The 21,867-nt window shown below is 67.7% G+C and carries 18 protein-coding genes; 8 read left to right on the top strand and 10 right to left on the bottom strand.

Annotated elements, in window-relative coordinates; translation table 11 throughout:
• Positions 1 to 6: 6 nt before the first annotated feature.
• Positions 7 to 825 (top strand): DUF1206 domain-containing protein, encoded by an 819-nt coding sequence (locus C1A30_RS16595; protein WP_101949301.1) that lies wholly within the window; start codon positions 7 to 9, stop codon positions 823 to 825.
• A gap of 3 nt (positions 826 to 828) precedes the next feature.
• Here the strand turns inward: C1A30_RS16595 and C1A30_RS16590 are convergent, their stop codons facing one another.
• Entirely contained in the window at positions 829 to 1,227 is a 399-nt protein-coding gene (locus C1A30_RS16590) for a heme-binding protein (protein WP_101949300.1), read from the bottom strand.
• A 221-nt stretch (positions 1,228 to 1,448) separates the two neighbouring features.
• On the opposite strand from C1A30_RS16590, the gene C1A30_RS16585 reads away from it, so the two are divergent.
• From C1A30_RS16585 to C1A30_RS16570, 4 genes are read left to right on the top strand one after another with little or no spacing between them, the layout of a single operon-like run.
• The gene (locus C1A30_RS16585) at positions 1,449 to 2,465 is read left to right on the top strand and encodes an iron ABC transporter substrate-binding protein (protein WP_101949299.1); all 1,017 of its coding nucleotides are present in this window, start codon (positions 1,449 to 1,451) and stop codon (positions 2,463 to 2,465) included.
• The gene (locus tag C1A30_RS16580) at positions 2,466 to 4,043 is read left to right on the top strand and encodes an iron ABC transporter permease (protein ID WP_101949298.1); all 1,578 of its coding nucleotides are present in this window, start codon (positions 2,466 to 2,468) and stop codon (positions 4,041 to 4,043) included.
• Entirely contained in the window at positions 4,040 to 5,080 is a 1,041-nt protein-coding gene (locus tag C1A30_RS16575; protein WP_101949297.1) for an ABC transporter ATP-binding protein, read from the top strand. Before C1A30_RS16580 ends, C1A30_RS16575 begins: the two co-directional genes overlap by 4 nt.
• Complete coding sequence (locus C1A30_RS16570) at positions 5,077 to 7,566, top strand: AMP-binding protein (RefSeq protein ID WP_101949296.1); 2,490 nt, start codon at positions 5,077 to 5,079, stop codon at positions 7,564 to 7,566. Before C1A30_RS16575 ends, C1A30_RS16570 begins: the two co-directional genes overlap by 4 nt.
• Here the strand turns inward: C1A30_RS16570 and C1A30_RS16565 are convergent.
• From C1A30_RS16565 to C1A30_RS16535, 7 genes are all read right to left on the bottom strand, one after another.
• On the bottom strand, positions 7,563 to 8,363 hold the full coding sequence (locus C1A30_RS16565) for an acyl-CoA thioesterase II (protein WP_101949295.1): 801 nt from the start codon (positions 8,361 to 8,363) through the stop codon (positions 7,563 to 7,565). The two genes, C1A30_RS16570 and C1A30_RS16565, sit on opposite strands and share 4 nt — an antisense overlap.
• Entirely contained in the window at positions 8,360 to 9,565 is a 1,206-nt protein-coding gene (locus C1A30_RS16560; RefSeq protein ID WP_101949294.1) for a CoA transferase, read from the bottom strand. The genes C1A30_RS16565 and C1A30_RS16560 overlap by 4 nt, the downstream gene beginning before the upstream one ends.
• 26 nt (positions 9,566 to 9,591) lie before the next feature.
• Positions 9,592 to 12,759 (bottom strand): adenylate/guanylate cyclase domain-containing protein, encoded by a 3,168-nt coding sequence (locus C1A30_RS16555; RefSeq protein ID WP_101949293.1) that lies wholly within the window; start codon positions 12,757 to 12,759, stop codon positions 9,592 to 9,594.
• 85 nt (positions 12,760 to 12,844) lie between these two features.
• A complete protein-coding gene (locus C1A30_RS16550) occupies positions 12,845 to 14,995 on the bottom strand; it encodes a thiamine pyrophosphate-dependent enzyme (protein ID WP_101949292.1) in 2,151 nt (716 codons plus the stop codon).
• Between the two features lie 8 nt (positions 14,996 to 15,003).
• Positions 15,004 to 15,924, bottom strand: a complete 921-nt coding sequence (locus tag C1A30_RS16545) for an arginase family protein (protein WP_101949291.1) — start codon at positions 15,922 to 15,924, stop codon at positions 15,004 to 15,006.
• 4 nt (positions 15,925 to 15,928) lie between these two features.
• Entirely contained in the window at positions 15,929 to 16,591 is a 663-nt protein-coding gene (locus tag C1A30_RS16540) for a hypothetical protein (RefSeq protein ID WP_101949290.1), read from the bottom strand.
• Complete coding sequence (locus tag C1A30_RS16535; protein WP_200828286.1) at positions 16,588 to 17,361, bottom strand: HAD-IIA family hydrolase; 774 nt, start codon at positions 17,359 to 17,361, stop codon at positions 16,588 to 16,590. Before C1A30_RS16535 ends, C1A30_RS16540 begins: the two co-directional genes overlap by 4 nt.
• A gap of 23 nt (positions 17,362 to 17,384) precedes the next feature.
• Here C1A30_RS16535 and C1A30_RS16530 point away from each other — a divergent pair, with 23 nt between their 5' ends.
• Together C1A30_RS16530 and C1A30_RS16525 are read left to right on the top strand one after the other, a co-directional pair.
• On the top strand, positions 17,385 to 17,846 hold the full coding sequence (locus tag C1A30_RS16530; RefSeq protein WP_101950257.1) for a GNAT family N-acetyltransferase: 462 nt from the start codon (positions 17,385 to 17,387) through the stop codon (positions 17,844 to 17,846).
• Positions 17,840 to 19,396: a helix-turn-helix domain-containing protein gene (locus tag C1A30_RS16525; protein WP_101949289.1), complete on the top strand. Its 1,557-nt coding sequence runs from the start codon at positions 17,840 to 17,842 to the stop codon at positions 19,394 to 19,396. Before C1A30_RS16530 ends, C1A30_RS16525 begins: the two co-directional genes overlap by 7 nt.
• On the opposite strand, the gene C1A30_RS16520 is transcribed toward C1A30_RS16525, so the two are convergent.
• Both C1A30_RS16520 and C1A30_RS16515 read right to left on the bottom strand, forming a co-directional pair.
• Positions 19,397 to 20,521, bottom strand: a complete 1,125-nt coding sequence (locus tag C1A30_RS16520; RefSeq protein ID WP_101949288.1) for an NADH:flavin oxidoreductase — start codon at positions 20,519 to 20,521, stop codon at positions 19,397 to 19,399.
• On the bottom strand, positions 20,518 to 21,123 hold the full coding sequence (locus C1A30_RS16515) for a DUF1989 domain-containing protein (protein WP_101949287.1): 606 nt from the start codon (positions 21,121 to 21,123) through the stop codon (positions 20,518 to 20,520). Before C1A30_RS16515 ends, C1A30_RS16520 begins: the two co-directional genes overlap by 4 nt.
• A gap of 143 nt (positions 21,124 to 21,266) precedes the next feature.
• Here C1A30_RS16515 and C1A30_RS16510 point away from each other — a divergent pair, with 143 nt between their 5' ends.
• A complete protein-coding gene (locus C1A30_RS16510; RefSeq protein ID WP_101949286.1) occupies positions 21,267 to 21,863 on the top strand; it encodes a flavin reductase family protein in 597 nt (198 codons plus the stop codon).
• The last annotated feature ends 4 nt before the right edge of the window (positions 21,864 to 21,867 follow it).

Genomic DNA, 21,867 nt, shown 5'->3' with positions numbered 1-21,867 from the left:
GGCGCCATGGTCGACAACTCCGTGCACGGCGCGGTCCACAGGGCAACCAACAGCGACGCCTTCGAGTACGCGGCCCGCGCCGGATTCGCCGTCAGCGGGGTGCTTCACCTCATCGTCGCGTTCATCATCGCCCAGATCGCGTTCGGCTCAGGCGGCAACGCCGACCAGTCCGGTGCACTGGCCACCCTGGCCGGCCATACGGGCGGCGCGGTGATCCTCTGGTGTGCCGCGGCAGGACTGGTAGCGCTCGGCTTGTGGCGCGTCGCCGAGTCGATCGTCGGCGCCAAACCCGGCGAGGGCGCTGGGCCGTACCAGGACGACACCCCCGCCTGGAAGCGCGCGAAATCCCTCGGCCTTGCCGCCGTGAACTTCGCAATCGCGTTCTCCGCGGCGCGTTTTGCGATGGGCCGCGGCCAGCAGAGCAGTGAGCAGAATGCCGGGTTGAGCGCGCAGATGATGCAATCCGGTTGGGGCAAAGCGGTTCTCATCGCCGTCGCGGTGGGGCTCATTGTCGTCGGCGGCTACCACGTCTACAAGGGAGCGACCAAGAAGTTCTTCAAAGATCTACGCGTGCACGGCGGGACCGCGGTCACCACCGTCGGCGTCGCCGGTTACGTCGCCAAGGGCATCGTGCTGGCGGGCGCGGGGGTTCTTGTCATCGTGGCCACCCTGCAGGCCGACCCGTCGAAGGCCACGGGCTTCGACGCGGCCGTCAAGACGCTGGGCCACGCCCCGTTCGGGAAGGTGCTGTTGATCGTCGCCGCACTCGGCATCGCCGCCTTCGGCGCCTACAGCTTTGTGCGCAGCCGTTACGGCCGAATGTGAGCGCTACATCGGCGCACCCGATTGGGACAGCGCCTGATACAGCGCGGCGATCTGCATCGGCTGAATCGCCGCGCCGCAGCCGTGCTGCATATCGATCAGCGGCGCCGCGATCCCGCGTAGCTCCTGAAACTCCTGTGGATGTGCGACGAAGTAATCACGCACCGACTGCTCGGCGCCGGCTCCCTGCATGCCCGCCGCCGTCAGCACGTTGTTGGCGTCCGGGTGGACATCGAGCCACCCGCCCGCGTTGTTGAGCACCCCGGAGGCGACATGGGCGAAACCGCTCGCGGTGCAGTCGGGCTGTGCGCCTGCGGCCGGGATGCCAACCGTCGCGGCCGCGAGCGCGCATGTGGTGAATGCGCCGAACAGGCCGCGGCGCACGGCAGTAGCTGACAACCTCATGTAGGCAGTGTTACCCCCGGCGCGGCGACACCATGCCTGGTCAGGCGAACCGTAAGAATTCCTCGAAGTCTGCTGTGATGCATTTTCGGCGTCGACGAGCAACAGCTGTGCGCAGCACCGGACAGCGTCGCAGAAACCTGACACCACAGCGTCGGATCGGATGTCGATGCAGGGTAGGTTCCTTAGGTAAAGCTCCACTTACCTACGGAAGGACCTGCTGGATGCGACGACGTTGGGGCCGGATCGCGGCAGCGGCAGCAGCCCTCGCCCTCGTGCTGGGCTCGACCGCCTGCTCGGGATCGGATCAGAAGGACGAGTTGCTGGTGTACAACGCCCAGCACGAGTCGCTGACCAAGGAGTGGATCGACGCGTTCACCAAGGCGACCGGCATCAAGGTCACCTACCGTCAGGGCGGCGACACCGAACTGGGCAACCAGTTGGTGGCCGAGGGCGACAAGTCGCCCGCCGATGTCTTCCTCACCGAGAACTCCCCCGCGATGGCCGCCGTCGAAAAGGCGGGCCTGTTCGCCGACCTGGATCCGGAGACCATCAAGCAGGTGCCGCCGCAATACCGCCCGGCCAGCGGCAAGTGGACCGGTGTCGCCGCGCGTTCCACGGTGTTCGTCTACAACACGGCCAAGCTGAAGCCCGACCAACTGCCCAAGTCGATGCTCGACCTGCAGCAGCCCGCGTGGAAGGGCCGCTGGGGCGGAGCGCCGACCAAGGCCGACTTCCAGGCCATCGTCGCCGCGCTGCTGCAACTCAAGGGCGAAGCCGCCACCGCGCAATGGCTGGCCGGGATGAAAGCCAACGCGGTGACCTACAACGACAACATCGCGACGATGAAGGCCGTCAACGCCGGCGAGGTGGACGGCGGCATCATCTACCACTACTACTGGTTCCGCGACCAGGCGAAAACCAAAGAACAGAGCGGCAATACGTCGCTGTACTACTTCAAGAACACCGATCCCGGCGCGTTCGTCAGCCTGTCCGGCGGCGGTGTGCTGAAGTCGAGCAAGAAGGCGCAGGAGGCGCAACAGTTCCTCAAGTTCATCACCGGTAAGGAGGGCCAGGAGGTGCTGGAGAAGGGTACGTCCTTCGAGTATCCGGTGGCCTCCGGTGTGCCCGCGAACCCCGCGCTGGTGCCGCTGGCCGACCTGCAGGCACCGGTTGTGGACCCGACCACGCTTGACGCCCAGAAGGTGACGGACCTGATGACGAAGGCTGGTTTGCTATAGGTGGTCGCTCCCCAGACCCTGTCGCGCCCTACGGCGCCCGCCGCGCGGCCTGACAAGGCTTCGCGGCCGGGGCCGCTGGTCACCGCGACGGTCGCGGTGCTGGTGGCCGCGACCCTGATCCCGCTGGGGTACGTCGGGTGGGCCGCGCTGTCGATCGGGCCGACGAAGGCCTACGACCTGGTCGTCCGGCCCAGGGTCGGTGAACTGCTGTTCAACACCGTGGCGCTGGTGGCGATCACCGTGCCACTGTGCGTGGTAATCGGGGTCGGCGTCGCGTGGCTGGTGGAACGCACCGATCTGCCGGGCCGAATGTTCTGGCGTCCGCTGTTCGTCGCGCCCCTCGCGGTCCCCGCGTTCATCAACAGCTACGCGTGGGTGGGTGTCATCCCGTCGGCGCACGGGGTGTGGGCCGGGGTGTTGGTGTCGACGTTGTCGTACTTTCCGTTCATGTACCTGCCGGTGGCCGCGACGCTGCGGCGACTCGACCCCGCTATCGAGGAGTCGGCGAGGGCGCTCGGCTCCGACTCGACGGGAGTCTTCTTCCGGGTCGTGCTGCCGCAGTTGCGGCTTGCGATTCTCGGCGGCGGCTTGTTGATCGGTATCCATCTGCTCGCCGAGTTCGGCGCATTCGCGATGGTGCGGTTCGACACCTTCACCGTCGCGATCTTCCAGCAGTTCCAGGTGACGTTCGACGGCGCGGCAGGCAGCATGCTCGCCGGTGTGTTGGTGTTGCTGTGCCTGGTGCTGCTGGTGGCCGAAGCGTTGGCCCGCGGCTCCGCCCGGTTTTCCCGCGTCGGCGCCGGTGCGCCACGCCTGGCCACGCCGATCCGGTTGGGCCGCAGCATGTTAGCCGCCCAAGCCGCCCTCGCGGCGGTGGCCGTCCTCGCGCTCGGGGTGCCGGTGTGGACGATCGTGCGCTGGCTGTGGATCGGCGGTGGGCAGGTCTGGGTGGTCGACGACATCGCCACTGCGCTCGGGCAAACCGTCGGACTGGCGGCGCTGGCGGCCGTGTTGACCACGGTGCTGGCGTTTCCCGTCGCATGGGTGGCCGTGCGGTCGCGCGGTGCGCTCGCCCGCATCGTCGAGGGCGCCAACTACGTCACCGGTTCGCTGCCGGGCATCGTCACCGCGCTGGCCCTCGTCACCGTCACCATCCACCTGGCCCGCCCGCTGTACCAGAGCGTCGCGCTGATCGTGTTCGCCTACGTGCTGCTGTTCATGCCGCGCGCGCTGGTGAACGTGCGCGCCGGACTCGCCCAGGTGCCGCCCAGCCTCGAAGAGGCATCACGGTCGCTCGGCAGCTCACCGACGGCCACCTTCCTGCGCGTCACACTGCGGCTCACCGCACCAGCGGCCGCGGCCGCCGCCTCACTGGTATTCGTTGCTGTGGCAACGGAATTGACGGCGACACTGCTGCTCGCCCCGACCGGGACCAACACGCTGTCGATGCGGTTCTGGTCGTTCGCCAGCGAGTTGGACTTCGCGGCCGCTGCCCCATACGCGCTTGTCCTGGTGGTGCTCGCCATCCCGGTGACCATCGTGCTGTTTCGCCAGTCGACGAAGGTGGCCGCGCTGTGACCCCCGTCCTGCAGATCACCGGACTCGCCAAGACCTTCAACGGTCACACGGTGCTGCACGGCGTCGATCTCGACGTCGAACCGGGCAGCACCACCGCCGTGGTCGGTGCATCGGGCTGCGGTAAAACCACGCTGTTGCGGCTGATCGCGGGATTCGAAACACCCGACGCGGGAACGATCGCCATCGACGGACGCCAGGTGGCGGGCGAGCGCAATGCGGTGGCGCCGCACCGTCGCAGCGTCGGCTACGTCGCGCAGGATGGCGCGCTGTTCCCGCACCTGACCGTCGGGCAGAACATCGCGTACGGACTGCGCGGCACCGGGCGCGCCGCCGCGCGTCGACGCGTCGACGAACTCCTCGAGACCGTGTCGCTCGATGCGTCGTACGCGTCGCGGCGCCCGCATCAACTGTCCGGGGGTCAACAACAGCGTGTCGCACTGGCGCGTGCGCTGGCCCGCCGCCCCGTGCTGATGCTGCTGGACGAACCGTTCAGCGCGCTGGACACCGGCCTGCGCGCGTCGACTCGCAAGGCGGTCGCCGGACTGCTCACCGACGCCGGTGTGACGACGCTGTTGGTCACCCACGACCAGGAGGAGGCGCTGTCGATCGCTGACCAGGTCGCGGTCATGCGCGACGGGCTTTTCACCCAGGTCGGCAGCCCGCAACAGGTGTACCGGCAACCCGCCGACCGGTTCACCGCAGAATTCCTCGGCGACTGCATCGCGCTGCCGTGCACGGTGTCGTCGCGGATCGCCGAGTGTGCTCTCGGCCGTGTGCCGGTAGACGCCGAGGACGGCGCTGGCACCCTGATGCTGCGGCCCGAACAGCTTGTCGCAACAGTGGTTTCGGACAGCGAAGGGATTGACGGTGTCGGCACGGTGATCGCCACCGAATTCCTCGGCCACGACGTGCTGTTGACCATCGACCCGGCAGGCGACACCGCACCGCTCATCGTCAGGCAGCACAGCCTCAGCCCGCCCGCCATCGACGCCAAGGTGCGGATCGAGGTGGTCGGCACCGGGATCGTGCTCACATGAGCCGACTCCTCGACCACCTTCGCGCCCACGGCGACAACGCCGCCGTGCTCACCGAAACCCAGCAGCTGTCCTATCGGCAACTCGCCGACGCGGTCGAGGACACCGCCGCAGACCTGGACCGCCCGCGTCAGGTGGTCATGCTCGAAGCCCGCAACGAGACAGCCACTTTGGTTCACTACCTGGCGGCGATGGCAGCCGGGCACGTGGTACTGCCGGTCGATGCGCGGCGCGAGAACACCGCGATACTGCGCACATATGAGCCCGGCATCGTCATCGACGCTCACGGAATCCACCATCGCGGCGGACCTCATCGCCTGCACGACGACCTCGCGCTGTTGCTGTCCACGTCCGGCACCACCGGCTCACCCAAGCTGGTCCGGCTCTCCCACCGAAACCTGATCAGCAACGCCGAGGCCATCGCCGACTACCTTGACATCACCGAAACCGACAGGGCGGCAACTACTCTGCCGATGTCCTACTGCTATGGACTGTCGGTGATCCACAGCCACCTACTGCGCGGCGCCGGGCTGATCCTGACGGATCGCTCGGTCGTCGACGACGAGTTCTGGCAACTGTTCCGCAGGCACCGCGGCACGTCGCTCGCGGGTGTGCCCTACACGTTCGAGTTACTCGAACACGTCGGCACGCAGACGTTGGATCTGCCGCATCTGCGCTACCTCACCCAGGCCGGTGGCCGGATGCCGCCCGAGCGTGTCCGCTTCTTCGCCGAACTCGGGCGGTCGATGGGCTGGGACCTGTACGTGATGTACGGGGCGACGGAGGCCACCGCCCGAATGGCTTATCTGCCACCGCAACTCGCCGCCACCCACCCCGCGGCGATCGGGCAGCCGATTCCCGGCGGCACGTTCTCCATCGAGCCGTCCGGTGAGCTGGTGTACCGGGGGCCCAACGTCATGTTGGGTTACGCGCACCGGCCCGCCGACCTCGCGCTCGGCAAGACCGTCGAGGCGTTGCACACCGGCGACCTCGCCCGGCGCAACGCCGACGGGCTGTACGAAGTGATCGGCCGCACCAGCCGATTCGTGAAGATGTTCGGGCTGCGCATCGACCTGCAACGCATCGAGGCGGCGCTGTCCGAGCACGGCGTGACGGCGTTCTGCACCGACGTCGACGACGTTCTCGCGGTGGCCGTCGCGGGCGGCGACCGCACGCAGGTGCAGCAGGTGGCGGCCGCGGCGGCTGGTGTCCCCGCAGGCACCGTCAAGGTCGTCGCCGTCGACGAACTGCCGATGCTGCCGTCCGGCAAGCCCGACTATCAGGCGGTGCGCCAACTCGCCCGCCCGTCGGACACCGGGCATCCCACCAGCCTGCGCGAGGTGTTCGCCGACGTGCTGCACGTCGACGCCGACCGTATCGACCCCGACGCCAGCTTCGTCGACCTCGGCGGGAACTCGCTGTCCTACGTGACGATGTCGGTGCGGCTGGAACGCACGCTTGGTCGGCTGCCCGCCGATTGGCAACGGCTTCCGCTGCGCGAACTCGAGGCCACGCCGACGCAGACGCAGCGCAGGCGGCCGTGGTGGGGGGCCACCCTTGAGACCACCGTCGCGCTGCGCGCGGTCGCGATACTGCTCATCGTCGGCTCGCACGCCGGACTTTTCGAACTGTGGGGCGGCGCGCATCTGTTGCTCGGCATCGCGGGCTACAACTTCGGCCGGTTCTGCCTGACGCCGGTGCCGCGCGCCGACCGGGTTCGGCATCTGCGCAACACGATTGCCTGGATCGCGGGCCCTGCGTTGGCCTGGATCGTGATCGCGTTGATGATCACCGACGACTACACCCCCACAAACCTGTTGCTGGCCAACAAGTTCCTCGGCCCGCACGACAGCATGACCGCGGGCCGACTGTGGTTCGTCGAAGTGCTGGTGTGGATCCTGGTGGCGCTCGCGGTGCTGTGCTGGCTGCCCGCGGTCGACCGGTGGGAGCGACAGCGGCCCTTCGCCGTCGCGGTGACGTTCCTGGCCGCCGGCCTGGCGCTGCGCTACGACGTCCTCGGCCTGCACCTGGGCAACGACGCGTGGTTCACCGTGCTGACGTTCTGGTTCTTCGCGGTCGGCTGGGCCGCCTCGAAGGCGACGACCATCGCGCAACGCGCGGCGGTGAGCGTGGTGCTGGCGATCAGCATGTACGGCTACTTCGACCGCACCGAACGAGAGCTGTTGGTGCTGGCCGGGTTTGCCCTGTTGATCTGGTTGCCCGCGCTGCGCTGTCCCCCGGTCGCCACGGCCCTCGCCGGTGTCGTCGCGGAGGCGTCGCTGTACATCTACCTGACGCACTTCCAGGTGTACCCGTTGTTCGGTGAGCACCGCCTGCTCGGCGTCGTCGCATCCATCGTCGTCGGGATCGCGGCCACGTATCTGGTGACGAGGCTGCGAGCCCAAATCTCGCCGAAACTACGCTTTATGACGGATTCCGGCCCGATTTCCGTCAGAAACCGTAGTCTCGCCGCACCGGTAGAGGACTAACGCTCCGCGATCAGACCCTCCTGGGTCATGGTGGCCGCGATGGCGCCGTCGGATCGGACCCAGCTGGCGGTCACGACACCGCGTCCGCGCGCCGCGGCGGGTGACCGGCACTCCAGCAGATTCCATTCGTCGGCGCGGACGTGCCGATGAAACCAGATCGACGAGTCGGTGGTGCCGCTGCGGTGCGTGCGGGCCTGCATCGAATGCCCATGCACCTGGAGCGCGGGGTCGATCATGTAGACGTCGGTGACGTACACCGCGACCAACGTGTGCACGGCGGGCTCGTCGGGAAGCGCAACGGTTGCGCGCCACCACAATCGACGGACGAACTCGCCGTCGACGGTGTCGTCGGCGATGCGGATGTCGAGTTCGTCGAGCGGCATCGACGGTGCGGGCCCGGCAGGCCCGGTCCGCGGCAACGTCTCCGGATCGCCCGGCAGCTGCGGACGCTGTCCGTGCTCCGGGCCCGGTAGCTCCGCGGCGAACGACACCGTCGTCGTGGTCAACAGGCGACCGTTCTGATGGGAGTCGACGCGCCGGGCCGCCGCGGTCCTGCCGTCGAACACCCGGGTCACGGTGTACTCGACGGGGTCACCGGCCTCGCCGCCGCGCAGAAACTGCAGATGCATGTTGGTCGGTGGCCGGTCGTCGGCCACGGTGCGCCACGCGGCGGCCAGGCTCTGCGCGGCGAATTGCCCGCCATAGGACCGCTTTCCGGCCGGTCCGCTGGCGGGCCCGATCCAGGTGTCGGCGGTGGCGCCCGCGGCGACGTCGAGGAGTTCGGACAGCGCGCTCATGCGACGGTGCCCGAGGCGGTCAGCCCGTCGATCTCGTCGGCGGTCATCCCCAGCCATTCGCCGAGCACCGCGGCGGTGTCGTCGCCGAGTGCCGGTGCGGGCACCGCGGGCGGATAGGCACCGTCGATCTCCACCGGCAGACCCGGCGCCAGATACGCACCGATGCGCGGTTGCTCGACGCGGTTGAACAGCGGGTTGGCGGTCACCTTGGCGTCGACGGCGGTCTCGGCGAACGTGCGGTAGCGCTCCCACAACACCGAAGTCGCGGACAAGGCGGCGGTGACCTCCTCTGCGGTGTGCCGGGCGAACCACTCGCTGAACAGACCGGACAGCGCGTCGCGGTGGCGGTACCGCTCGCCCTCGTCGGTGAAGTCGGCGCCGAGCGTGTCGGCCAGCGCGGCAACGGCTTTGGTGGTGCCGGTGAGTTCGGACAGATCGCGGAAATGCCGATTGGTGAGCGCGACGATCATGAACGACACCCCGTCGCTGCTGAGGAAGTCCTGGCCGTACTGGCCGTACACCGAGTTGCCGATGCGCTCGCGGGCGGTGCCGTTCACCATCACCTCGGTGAACAGGCTGAGGTTGCCTGCCGTCGCCAGTGCGACGTTCTCCAGAGGAATGCTGACCCGTTGCCCGTGCCCGGTCGCGTCGCGGTGACGCAACGCGGTCACGACGGCCAACGCCACGTAGAGCCCGCACGAGACGTCCCAGGCAGGCAGCACGTGATTGACCGGGGTGGCGAGTTCGGCGGGCCCGGTCACCATCGGGAAGCCGATGCCCGCGTTGACGGTGTAGTCGACGCCGGTGCCGCCGTCGGCGCGGCCGGACACCTCGACGTGTATCAGGTCTGGCCGCAACCGGGTCAACGTGTCGTACGAATGCCATTCCCGCCCAGCGACGTTCGTGATCAACACGCCTGCGTCCGAGATCAGCCGCTGCACCAGGTCCTGGCCTTCGGCCGAACGGAAGTCGGCGGCCACCGAACGCTTGCCCTTGTTCAACCCGGCCCAGTAGATGCTGTCGCCGTCGCGGGTGACCGGCCAGCGGTGATAGTCGGCGGCGCCGCCGATCGGGTCGACGCGGATCACCTCGGCGCCCAGTTGACCCAGTGTCATCCCCGCCAGCGGCACCGCGACGAAGCTGGAGATCTCGACGATCCGGACCCCGGCCAGCGGCTGGGTCGGAGAGGGTGTGCCAGTCACCGGGCCAAGTGTAAGGACTGGCTGATCTACATCGTCGCGGCCATTGCCAGGTGGCCCTCGTAACCGTGCGATTTCGACATCGCCTGGTAGCGAGCCACGAGGTCCCGGTAGGCGGGCTCGTCGCCACGCGCCAGCGCGAGCAACGCGCGCAGACGCACCACCAGAACCTCGAATATCGCGAAGCCAGGGCCGGCCGCCATGGACGCCAGATCTGTCACCGCGTGCTCGGCTTCGTCCACCCCGGCGCTGCCATCACGGCGAAGGAGTGACTCCACCAGAACCCACACGGCCAATCCGAATATCCCGACCTCGCCCCGTTCCCGCCGTGCGTAGGGGCGAACGATGTCGATGGCTTCGTCGAGTTCGCCGCACTCCGCCTTCACCCGCGCGACTTCGACGTCGATGTACGACAACACCGGAAGGCTGAAGCGCTCACGAAGCGTCTCTTCCCGAACCTGCTCGAGCAGCCCGAGGCCCTCTTCGCGCTCAGGGGACTCGCGATGCACCAGGGCCATACCGTGCGCCCCCCTGGCGCAGCTGAGCGTGGTCTCCGCGCCCGACCGCCCGGCAAGGTCGAGCGTCTCGGCGGTTTCGGTCAACAGAGTCTTGTCGGATCGCATCGCTCCGTACGGAATGCCGATCAGACAGATGTAGAAGAGCACGATGGCGCGTGTCGCGGCGTCGGTGCCCCGCGCCATCGCCATCGACTCGTCGAAATCAGCACGCCAACCGGGTATGCCGAGTCCACTTCGGATGCACCCGCGAAGCATGATCGCGAGCGCCAACGGCGACCCGAAGAACAGACTGCCCATGGCCGCATCGCCGCCGGCCAGGTCGATGACGCGCTGCGCCAACCGCAACGCCTCGTCGGGTTCACCCGCCCCGTACTTGGCCACGGCCGCCGCGATCGACAGCGAGACGATCAGCTCCGGATCGTCGATCGCGTCCAACAGCCGGGTGTGCTCGGCAGCCAGACGCGACGCATCCTCATATTGGGAGTTGAGGGCGTGCTTCATCACCACACCTGTCATCCCGATGGCCAATGACCGCTTGTCGCCCGCTTCCTCGCACAGGTCCCGCAACTCGTCGAAGTTGACTTCGGCGCCGCTGCCTCTGACACGCCAGGCACCGCCGGTCAACAAGGTGCGGGGCGCAATCCGCATCGCCGTTCGGTCCGGATGGTCGGCGGGCAATCGGTCGGCCACCTGTCGCGCTTTGCGCCAACAGGCGTCGGCGGCCAAGGTGTCGCGGATGGTCAGCCACCCGCCCGCACGCATGTGCCAGCGATATGCACCGACAAGATCGTCGGCCGCTTCCACATGTTCGGCGATCAGGGCCGCGTTCTCGTCCGCGGCGTCGGGATCGCGTTGTTCGATGGCGGTGGCCAGCCGCCGGTGCAACACTGCGCGGTCCGCCTTGAGCTGCGACTCGTAGGCGACGGTGCGAATCAGCGGATGGTGGAACGCGTACTCGGGACGTGGGGTGAACCGCACTTGATCGATGAATTCCATTCGCACCAGGTCGCCGAGCGCTGTTTCGTCGACCAACGCCGCGAGCATGTCGGCGTCGAAGCGCAGGCCGATGACGGCGGCCGCGTTCAACGTCTGTTTGGCGACGTCGTCAAGCCGGTCGATGCGGGCCGCGATAGCCGCCTGCAATGAGGCGGGCACACTGACTTCCGTTGCGGGATCGGGGCATACGTACGCGCCCCGCTCGCCGAGCAGTACGCGCCGCTCGGCGAGATCGCGCACGATCTCCTGGGCGAAAAACGGGTTGCCACCCGCCCGCTCGGCGATCTGCTTGGTCAGCCGGGCCACCGACGGGTCAGTACCCAACAGTTCGCCGATCAGCGTCGTGGACTCGGAATCATTGAGCGGCGCAAGGGCAATCGTCTGCGCCCCAGGCGTCTTGCTCAGCGTGCCGACATATTCGGGTCGGTGCGTGATCACCACCAGCGAGGAGGTTTGCGGTGCGACCGAAAGGAATTCGGAGAGCAATGATTCGCTCGCCGGGTCGATCCAGTGTGCGTTTTCGACGACGTACACCGACGGTGTCGACTGCGCGAGATAGGCGGCGTTCACCAACGCTGTCAGCCGTCGCCGACGGGCGTCGGGGTCGATATCGGGTGGCGGCCGGCCCGGTTCGCGTATCGCGAGCAGATCCTCGAGGAGGACCAGGTCCTCGTCCTGTGCACCGGCGACTCGGGCGCGCAGGCTCGAACGCGCCGCCTCGTCGTCTGCGAACTGCTCGATCCCGAAGGCGGCCCTCAACAACCGGCTGACCGCCTGGAACGGGACCTCCCTCGCATGTGATTCGCAAAACGTGAAGAACACCGGAATGCCACGGCTGGAGGCGAGCGCCGACGTCTCGGCGACGATCCGGCTCTTACCGATGCCCGCCGGTCCCACGATGTTGATGATGCTGCCGTGCCCCTCGACGGAGCGGTCCAGCACACCTTCGATCGCCGCCATCTCCCAGCGTCGGCCGACGAAGCTTGTGACGGCTCGCGGACCCAACTCTTGTTGCGGCCCGGTCTGCAACAGCTTTCGCGCCGCCACCGGTTCGTCGAAACCCCTGATGTGCACGGTCTCCGGTGCATCGAGGACGACGGAACTGGCCACCAGCCGTGCGGTCGACTCACTGACCATCACGCCGCCGGGCGGAGCGACGGATTCCATCCGCTGAGCCATCCCCACCTGGTCGCCAATGGCGGTGTAACCCAAAGCGCCGGAACCGATTTCGCCGACGATGACCTCGCCCGAGTTCAGCCCGATGCGTATCTGCAGCGTGACTCCGTCACGTCGGTCGACTTCCGCGGCGAGCACCTGGGTGGTCCTCTGCATGTCCTGCGCGGCCAGACACGCCCTGACCGCATGGTCTTCGAGTGCGATCGGTGCCCCGAACACCGCCATGATGCCGTCGCCGGTGAATTTGTCGACCGTGCCGCCGTAGTTCTGGACCACCGCCGCGCAACTCTCGACGAGCGCCGTCATGACCTCGCGCAACCGTTCCGCGCCCAGCGCCGCCGCCAGATCCATCGAGCGCACCACGTCGGCGAACAGCACCGTCACCTGTTTGTACTCAGCGTGCGCATCGGGCGGGTTGAGCGCAGACCCGCAGGCGTCGCAGAACCGGGCGCCGGCCCGGGATGCTTCCGCACCACACGCCGCGCACACCACCCCCGTAGCCGTCACCCGAGTCCTCCCCGTAGGTCCCGGCGCACTTATTCGGCAAGCATATGACCGCACCAGCCCCGGCGAGGGGTATTGACAGTGGCGGTTAGCGGGCCAATTTGACCGCCGCAGCCTCGATTTCGTCCTCTGACAGCAACACCTCAAGGGCCGCGTCGCCCAACGGAATGAAGCTGTCCTTGCTGGCCACCCGGTCGACAGCACCGGCATAGCCCTGTTGCAGCAACGTCGCCAGCACACCTTCGCCGACGCCGCCGGCCGCGCGGGTCTCGTCGACGATCAGCACCCGCCCGGTGGCGTTGGCCTCGCGCATCATGTCGCCGACCGGCAGCGGCGCCAGCCACCGCAGGTCGACGACCCTCGCGCGGATGCGCAGCACGTCCAGCTTGCGTGCCACCCGCAGGCTCATCCGCAACCCGTTGCCGAACGTCAGGATCGTCAGGTCCGTGCCGTCGCCGTAGGTGCGGGCGCGGCCGATCGGCACCCCCGCCTCGGGATACGGCGCGAGCCATCCGTCGTCACCGTCTCGATACAAATCCCTGGTGTGGTACAGCGCGATCGGTTCGAGGTAGACGCACACCGCACCGGCCGCCTTCGCCGCAGCGGCACAGGTGTGCAGCATCGCCGCGGCGTCGTCGGGGCGCGCCGGTGACGCGATGACCACACCGGGGATGTCACGGATCGCCGCGATGGAGTCGTCGTTGTGGAAGTGCCCGCCGAATCCCTTCTGATATCCGTAGCCGGCCACCCGCACCACCATCGGGTTGCGGTACTGCCGATTGGAAAAGAATTGCAGCGTCGCACCTTCGCCGCGTATCTGGTCGGCGGCGTTGTGTAGGTAGGCGAGGTATTGGATCTCCGGGATCGGCAGCAGCCCTGACACCCCGCCGCCCAGCGCGAGGCCGAGGATGGACTGTTCGTCGAGGAGCGTGTCGAACACCCGCGCGGAACTCGTCTTGCCGAGAAGTCCGCGCGTCACCCCGTACACCCCGCCCTTACGGGCGACGTCCTCGCCGAAGATGATCGCCTCCGGATAGCGGTCCAGGATGTCGTGCAGCGCACGGTTTATCGCCAACGCAAGGGTCAGCGGCGCATCCGGCTCACCTGAGCGCACCGTCGCCACCAGTGAGGCAGGCGACGCGGCCGCGGCCTCGTCGAGGCTGTCCTGCAGCGGCTTCATCACCGCCGCCGCGCTGTCGAGCTGGGGCAGGTCCGCGACCTCGCCGGCGATGTCGGCCACCTCGGCCCGTTTGGCTTCGTAGCGGTCGAGCGCCTGCTGCGGCGTCAGCACCCCGGCATCGATCAAAGCCAACGCGGTGCACAGCACCGGATCTCGCTCGAAGTCAGCGGCCACCTCCTCGGGCTTGCGGTAGGCCGGTTCGTAGTCGGAGCCTGCATGACCCATCAGCCGCACCATCCGCAAATGCAGGAAAGCGGGGCGGCGGTGGGCGCGTGCCCAGGCGGCGGCCGCAGCCGCGGCGTCGAGCGTCGCCGTCACATCCCACCCGTCGGCGGCGAAATACTGTAGCCCGTCGCGGTTTCCGTAGGTGTGCTCGATCCACCGCCGAGGTGTCTTGACGCTGATCCCAATGCCGTTGTCCTCGCCGACGAACAGCAGCGGCATCGGCACCCCTTGATACGCCGAATGCAGTGCGGTGTTGATGGCTCCGACCGCGGTCGAGTGGTTCACCGAGGCGTCACCGAAGCTGCACACTGTCACGGCGTCGCCGGGCCACGCGCAGGAGACGCCGAGTTTCCTTGTCCTCGCAATGGAGAACGCGACGCCGACTGCCCGCGGCAGGTGCGACGCAATCGTCGAGGTCTGCGGAATGATGTTCAGGTCGTGGCGGCCGAACACCTTGTGCCTGCCGCCCGCAATCGGTTCCTCGGTGGCCGCCACCACGCCGAGCAGCACGTCTCGCAACGGATCCGACCCCTCGACCTGAGCGGCACGGGCCAGGAAGAAAGCACCGGAGCGGTAATGCAGCAACGCCGGATCGGTCGGACGAAGCGCCGCGGCGACTGCCGCGTTGCCCTCGTGCCCCGACGAGCCGATGGTGTAGTAGCCCTTGCCTTTTGACCGCAGCCACCGAGCAGCCAGATCGAGGTGCCTGCTGCCGAGTTGCGCGTCGAACAGGCTCAGGATTTCGTCCGCGCGCGCAACATCGCCCGGCGACCGCTCCTGTGCGGTGAGTGCGGAGATGGTCGTGGTGAAATACTCATCGATCGGCTCAGCCAACCGGGCTCCTAGGGACTAATCGTCGGGCGTACCAACACATTCCGGATGAACGACACGATCTGCGACGCACCCGAACCGTCGGGGTCCTGGTCGGGATCGTAGATCGCGAGGCTGCCGCCCACGCATAGCGCGGACCCGGTGAACAGCGCCGAGACCAGGTCGGTGAGCTGATCCCAGGTCAGGCCGCCGGGTTCGTCGTCGACGTCCGGCAAACCCTGCGCTGTGAACTCGACGGGATCGAGCACGTCGAGGTCGATGTGCAGCCACCACTTGTCGACGCGGTTCGACAACTGCGCGATCGCCTGGCGACCCGCCGCGACTGGATCGTCGGCGACCTCGGCCAGAGGGGCCAGCCACACGTCCGAATCCGCGAGACTGCCGACGTTGAACTGTCGTCGCCAGTCGTCGTCGCGTGGGCCCAGGATGACCAACTGCTCGGGCCGCAGTGCGGGTAGCCGGTCGCCGAGTTCACCGGCGAGCAGCCGACCGGTCAGCCCCAGCAGCAGCCCGATTTCGGCGTTGGCCGCTTCGCCGTCCTCCGAAACATCCAGCGGCATGGTGTCTTCGTGGCCGTCGATGAACACCAGGCCGACGTCGCCGACGTGATCGCGCAGGCCTGTCACGATCCCCAGCAGCGTCGAACAGTCGCCGCCGTAGACGAACGGGAACCGGCCCGCGTTCACCACTTCGGAGACCTTGCGGTTGAGGGCATCGGTCATGGCGAGCAGCGCGCGTTCGTTGATCAGGCTGGTCGCCTCGCCGCGGGCCGGATCCGGGCCGGGCAGCACGAGGTCGTCGTCGTCGATGACATGGTGGTGGTCGAAGGCGTCGCGAAGCCCCGCCGCACGCAGCGCCTGGGCTGCGCGCGCCTGATGACCGGGCCGCCCGTAACCGTCGAACGGCACTCCGATCAGTTCGATATCGGCCACGACGTCAGCCCTCGATCAGCACGGCGGTGTCACCCCTGCCCGTCAGGAGCACGCCGCGGTCGCCTTCCACGATCACTCCCCGAACATAGGACGTCGAAGGTGTGGCGCCGTCGTAAATCTCGTTCTTGATCTCTTCGGCCAGGATCGACCTGCCGCCGTCGGTCCATTGGTAGCGATGCCGCGTCTCGGTCTCCCCCTGGCCCAGGTATTCGGACACCACTTCCAGTCCGACGTCGGCCGGCTTGTTGACACCCATCGCGATGAGCACCGAATCGGGAGCCGAACCGCACAGGTCGACGCGCAACGTGGTTTCGGGCCGGAGGCTGACGTCATCGCCGTCGACGAACCGCACCAGCCGCCAGCCGTCGTCGACGCCGCGCAACACGATCCGCTGACCGGCAGGCAGCAATTCAGCGACCAACGCGTTCTCGTCGACGGAGACCGCACGCGCGGCCGACACCTCACCCAGTTCGGCTGCCCGCCGCTGCAGCGCGGGCAGGTCCCACGGCCGGACGCCCGCGGGCAGGGTGCCGTCGAACAGTCGCCGCACCGCGCCGGCGATCGAATTCTTGAGCACCCCTTTGTGAGATCGGGGCAGCGCCGTGCCGCGGTCGGGCATGGCACGCAACGACGCATGCACCTCGGGCGCGAGTTCGACGGGTATCAAACCAGTTCGATGCAGTCGGCGATCGAGTCCAGCACCCGACCGGGCCGGAACGGATAGCGCTCGATGTCGGCGACGGTGGTCGATCCGGTGAGCACCAGGATCGTGTCCAGGCCAGCTTCGATTCCGGCGACGACGTCGGTGTCCATCCGGTCGCCGATCATCATGGTGCTCTCGGAGTGCGCCTCGATGCGGTTGAGCGCGCTGCGGAACATCATCGGGTTCGGCTTGCCGACGAAGTACGGCTCGCGGCCGGTGGCCTTGGTGATCATCGCGGCCACCGAACCGGTGGCGGGCAGCGGCCCCTCTGTGGACGGCCCGGTGACGTCGGGGTTCGTGGCGATGAACCGCGCGCCGCCGAGGACCAGCCGGATCGCCTTGGTGATCGCGGTGAAGGAGTACGTCCGCGTCTCGCCGAGCACGACGTAGTCGGGTTCGATGTCGGTCAGCGTGTAGCCCACCTGGTGCAGCGGAGTGGTGAGCCCGGCCTCGCCGATCACGTAGGCCGACCCGCCCGGCTGTTGGGCGTCGAGAAACGCCGCGGTGGCCAGGCCGGAGGTCCAGATCGACTCCTCGGGCACCGTCAGCCCGGAGCGCTTCAGCCGGGCGGACAGGTCGCGCGGCGTGAAGATCGAGTTGTTGGTGAGGACGAGAAACGGCCGCTCCCGCTCGACCAGGCGCTGCAAGAACTCGGCGGCGCCGGGAAGGGCGTGTTCTTCGCGGACGAGCACGCCGTCCATGTCGGTGAGCCAGCACTTCGGCGTTGAGCGCACGGGTCCACCCTATGCTGACGCGCATGAGTGGGACGTCGATACGGCGAGCCACCGCGGCCGACATGGCGGCCGTTGCACAACTGATCGCCGACGCGTACGTCAAGTACGTCGAGCGCATCGGCAGGACGCCGGCACCGATGACCACCGACTACGCCGCGGTTCTCGACACGGCGCGGGTGTGGGCGCTCGAAGACGACGGCGCCGTTGTCGGTGCACTCGTGACCGAAGACCGCGGCGACCACCTGTTGCTGGAGATGATCGCCGTGGCGCCGGGTGCCCAGGGCAGCGGCTACGGCAAGCTGCTGCTCGACCGCGCCGAACGCGACGCCGCCGAACTAGGGCGGCCGGAGGTGCGGTTGTACACCAACGAGGCGATGACCGAGAACCTCACGTTCTATCCGCGCCACGGCTATCGGGAAACGGGCCGCGGCGTCGAGGACGGGTTTCGGCGGGTCTACTTCGCAAAGACAGTGCGCCGATGCTGAGCTTGGCGGCGCTGATCAGCGACGAAACCCTCGAGCTGACCCTGCTGGTACCGGGGTCGTCCGACGCCGCGCAGAAAGAGGTGTTGTGGCTGCACAACACCGAGCTTCCCGACCCGTCGCCGTACATCCGGGAAACCGAGTTGGTTCTCACCAACGGTTTGTGGCGGAGCACCGTCGATGCCGACTCATTTGTCACGTCACTGTTGCGGGCCCGTGCCGCCGGTGTCATCTTCGGTTTGACCGAGCAAACCCCTACCGTCCCAACAGATCTCGTCGACGCCTGCAAGGCCGCCGATCTTCCGCTTGCGTCGGTGTCGATCACTGTGCCCTTCACCGCGATCACTCAGGCGGCGGCCAAGATTCAGGGTGAAGCGCGCCAGGAGGCCCTCGTCGGGCTGGTTCGCCGCGGCAACGCGCTCGCGACGTCGATATCTCGCGGCGGCGGCGCCGACGGCGTCATCGAGGTGTTGCGGCGCGACCATGATCTGCCGCTGCTGGTGACCGACCGGATGGGGCGTCGCCTGGCGGGCACCGTGGCGCACGTCGACGCCGACCAACTTCGGGTCGCTTCCGACGCGCTCGCACGCCGACCACCTCCGCTGGAGCTCGAGTTGCCCTCGGCAGGCGCGGCCTGCCTGTTCCTGGTCGAGGGTGCGATGGGTGACATCGACGCTGGTCTGTTCTGCCTGCGGCCGTACAACCAGCTCCGCCCGACCGAGCGTGAAGCGCTCGAACAGGCGGCCCGCTTCCTTAGCATGGAGGTCGCGAAACAACAAGCGCTGCAAGCCATCGAGTCGCGGTTCTCCAGCGAGCTGCTGGAGATGATCCTGTCAGGCGGAGCGCGTGCCGCGGAAGTGCCTGAGCGGTTGCGCGCCTTCGGGATTGATCCGTCCGGTCAACTGGCGGTCATCACGTTGATCGTCGGGCAGGACCGGATCCGTCCGCCGGGTTCGACCGACGAAATCGAACGGTTCTTCTCTGATCGCGGAATCCCGGCCGTGGTCGCCGCGGGCAGCCGCGATACCGTGGTCGTGTTCGGCTACAAGGCGCCCGATGTCGTCGGCTTGGCCGAGCAACTCGTCGGCGTGCTCGCAAAACGCTATCCGGGCGATCGCACCGTCATCGGTGTCGGCGAACCCGCGGCCAACTCCGGCGCGCTTCGCGAACCACTCATCCGATCGCGGGAGGCGTGCCACGCGCTGCGGCGGCACCCGTCACGGGAATCACGCGTCGCCACGTTCGCAGATGTCAGCACTCACCGCATGCTGCTCGGGCTGCACGACCGAGGGGTGTTGCGCCGCTTCGCAGACGACGTCCTCGGCCCGCTGCGAGCGCACGACGAGCAGAACGCGTCCGAACTCGAACGCACGTTGCGTACCTTCATGGCGAACGACGGCCACTGGTCCAGCACCGCCGCCGAGCTCTACATTCACGTGAATACGTTGCGTAACAGGGTCAGTCGAATCGCTGATCTCACCGGACGCGACGTCACCAGACTCGAAGACCGGGTCGACCTCTTCCTGGCCCTGGAGGCCGACGCCCTCGGCTAGTCAGCGTCCGGCGCGCCAGGCCCGCACGTTCGAGATGGTGGCCATCGGCGTGAGCATCGCGTGGTCGAACTCGTCGAACGGGAGCCCGTTGGCCATCCGGTTGGGCAGATCGGGGTTCGCCAACGCGCCGCGCCCGATCGAAAGCACGTCAGCGTGGCCGCCGTCGAGCACCTCGGCGGCCTGCTCGAGGGCGTGCATACCGCCGTTGGCGATCACCGGTAGCCCGGTCGCCTGCCTGGCCACCGCGGTGATGGTGCGCCCGTCGGGGAAGCGGGCGGTGTCGATGAAATTCCGTCCCTCACTGGCGATGTGGAGATAATCGGCACCGGCTTCGGCGACCGTCGAGAATATCTCCCGCGCGTCGTCGGCGCCGCCGGGCCACCGGTAGCTCACGTCGTTGACCTTGGTCTGCGACAGCCGCACCCCGGTCACGAAGTCACGGCCGGTTCGGCGGCGGATCTCGGCCACGATGCGCGCCGTCAACCGAAGCCGGTTCGCCAGGTTGCCGCCGTACGAATCGGTTCTCGTGTTCGTGTACAGCGTCAGGAACTGGTCGAGCAGGTATCCGTTGGCGGCGTGCACCTCCACGCCGTCGAACCCCGCCGACTGCGCCCGTTGCGCCGCGGCTGCAAACCCGCTGGCGACCGAATCGATGTCGGTTGCGGTCATTTCACGCGGAAGCGGCCACCGCCCCGCTCCCCCGTACTCCTCGAGCATCTGTCCGGTCGGCACCACGGCTGACGGAGCAATCGTTTCCGTCGAATACGGATTCCCTTGGGAGAGCGCCCCGGCGTGCATGAGCTGGGCGATAATCGGGGTGCCCGCCGCGTGCACCGCCTCGGTGACCGTGCGCCACCCGCCGATGTGCCGATCGGTGGCCAGGCCCGGCTGATTCAGATAGCCCTGGCTATGGGCGATGTCTGTGTATGTACCCTCGCTGATGACGAGGCCGAACCCGCCGACGGCGAATTCGCGGTAGTACTGCGCCATCTCGGCGGTCGGTGTGCCGCCGGGCGCCGCCGAGACGCGGGTCATCGGCGCCACCGCCAACCGATTGGTCAGCTGCAGGTGCCCGATCCGGTACGCCGAGAGGGCGGAATGTGTTTGAGTGGCAGTGGTTTTCATAGGATCTCGATCTCCATTGCAGTTGGATGCGCACCGTTGATGGTGTTGAGGTCTTGTGGGCATGCCGAGAGAACGAATACGCAGTCCATCGCGGCGGCGAAGGTGATCGCGTCCCCTGGCCGGCTGGCGGCAGGCAACCAGTTCAGCGCGCCGTCCGCCGCCACCGGGATGGCCATGAAGACATTGACAGGCTGCGGAACGACGTCGGTGTGTAACCCGATGTCCGCCAGCGCAGTTCGCAGGTTGTCCGCACACGAGGCGTGTCCCGGCGCGCCGAGACCCGCGTAGCGTTGCGGATCGCACGCCGCGATCAACATGTCATGCACGCCTGGTGAGGTGTCGTCGACCAGCGTGAGGATGGGCCTGCGCAGATTGGTCACGAACCCTTCCCCGATGCGTGGAAAGAGTCGACTCGTATGGGTGCGGGTGTGCGAGGCGCTGAGATGCTCGGCGGGAGCGTCGGCGGCGAACGCGAAGACATCGCCGACCTGTCCGCCCTCGACGTCGACCACGCGGACCTGTTGACCTGCGCGCAGGGCTACCGCGCGGCCCTCGCTCGCCGGTACCACGGTCCGGCCGTTGGTGCTGTTCGTCATCTCCATGCCCTGTATTCAACGGAGCGCGGCAGACCGAGGCAATGGAGCTTCCTACATCGAGATGGGCAATTCGATGGGCGTTTCTCTATTTCCGCAGCGTTTCGGACGCCATAGTGTTCGCGGTCACAACCCCACGTCGAAAGACCGCCATGCCCCTTGACGAGCTCTACCTCGACGCCCGTGACGTCACCGCGGCTAAGGCCTTCGGCCTGCTGAAAGCCAGCGTTGTCCCGCGACCCATCGCATGGACCTCGACGGTGAGCGCCGACGGCGTGAACAACCTCGCCCCGTTCAGCTTCTTCACCGTGGTCTCCTCCGAGCCGCCGATGGTGCTGCTCAGCCTCGAGTACCTCGACGGCGGCGTGCTGAAGGACAGCGCTGCCAACATCGAGGCCACCGGCGAGTTCGTCGTCAACATCGCCCCGTCGGCACAGGCCACCGCCGTAGATCTGACCAGTGAGTCGTTCGACGCGGATGTCGACGAGTTCGCGCTCGCCGGCCTCACCGCCGTCGCATCCCGGCGCGTCCGACCCTGCCGTGTCGCCGAAGCGCCGATCAGCCTGGAATGCCGTCTGCACAGCACATCTCAGCCCGGCACCGACCGGCTGGTCGTCGGCGAAGTCCTGGCATTCCACGTCGCACGCCGCGTCCTGGGACAAGACGGTCGCATCGACGTCGCGTTGGTGGATCCGCTTGGCCGGATAGCGGCCCAGTTCGCTCGTATCAGTCCGTTGCCCAACCGATAGGAGC

The organism is Mycobacterium sp. 3519A, assembly GCF_900240945.1.
Lineage (GTDB): Bacteria > Actinomycetota > Actinomycetes > Mycobacteriales > Mycobacteriaceae > Mycobacterium.
This window is presented reverse-complemented; position numbering and strand designations above follow the sequence as displayed.

What these genes read in the sequence shown, in the direction of transcription:
- C1A30_RS16585 (WP_101949299.1), top strand. Translation starts at nt 1,449, where the DNA reads ATGCGACGACGTTGGGGCCGGATCGCGGCAGCGGCAGCAGCCCTCGCC.
- C1A30_RS16595 (WP_101949301.1), top strand. Translation starts at nt 7, where the DNA reads ATGGTCGACAACTCCGTGCACGGCGCGGTCCACAGGGCAACCAACAGC.
- C1A30_RS16570 (WP_101949296.1), top strand. Translation starts at nt 5,077, where the DNA reads ATGAGCCGACTCCTCGACCACCTTCGCGCCCACGGCGACAACGCCGCC.
- C1A30_RS16590 (WP_101949300.1), bottom strand. Translation starts at nt 1,227, where the DNA reads ATGAGGTTGTCAGCTACTGCCGTGCGCCGCGGCCTGTTCGGCGCATTC.
- C1A30_RS16510 (WP_101949286.1), top strand. Translation starts at nt 21,267, where the DNA reads ATGCCCCTTGACGAGCTCTACCTCGACGCCCGTGACGTCACCGCGGCT.
- C1A30_RS16525 (WP_101949289.1), top strand. Translation starts at nt 17,840, where the DNA reads ATGCTGAGCTTGGCGGCGCTGATCAGCGACGAAACCCTCGAGCTGACC.
- C1A30_RS16515 (WP_101949287.1), bottom strand. Translation starts at nt 21,123, where the DNA reads ATGGAGATGACGAACAGCACCAACGGCCGGACCGTGGTACCGGCGAGC.
- C1A30_RS16530 (WP_101950257.1), top strand. Translation starts at nt 17,385, where the DNA reads ATGAGTGGGACGTCGATACGGCGAGCCACCGCGGCCGACATGGCGGCC.
- C1A30_RS16565 (WP_101949295.1), bottom strand. Translation starts at nt 8,363, where the DNA reads ATGAGCGCGCTGTCCGAACTCCTCGACGTCGCCGCGGGCGCCACCGCC.
- C1A30_RS16520 (WP_101949288.1), bottom strand. Translation starts at nt 20,521, where the DNA reads ATGAAAACCACTGCCACTCAAACACATTCCGCCCTCTCGGCGTACCGG.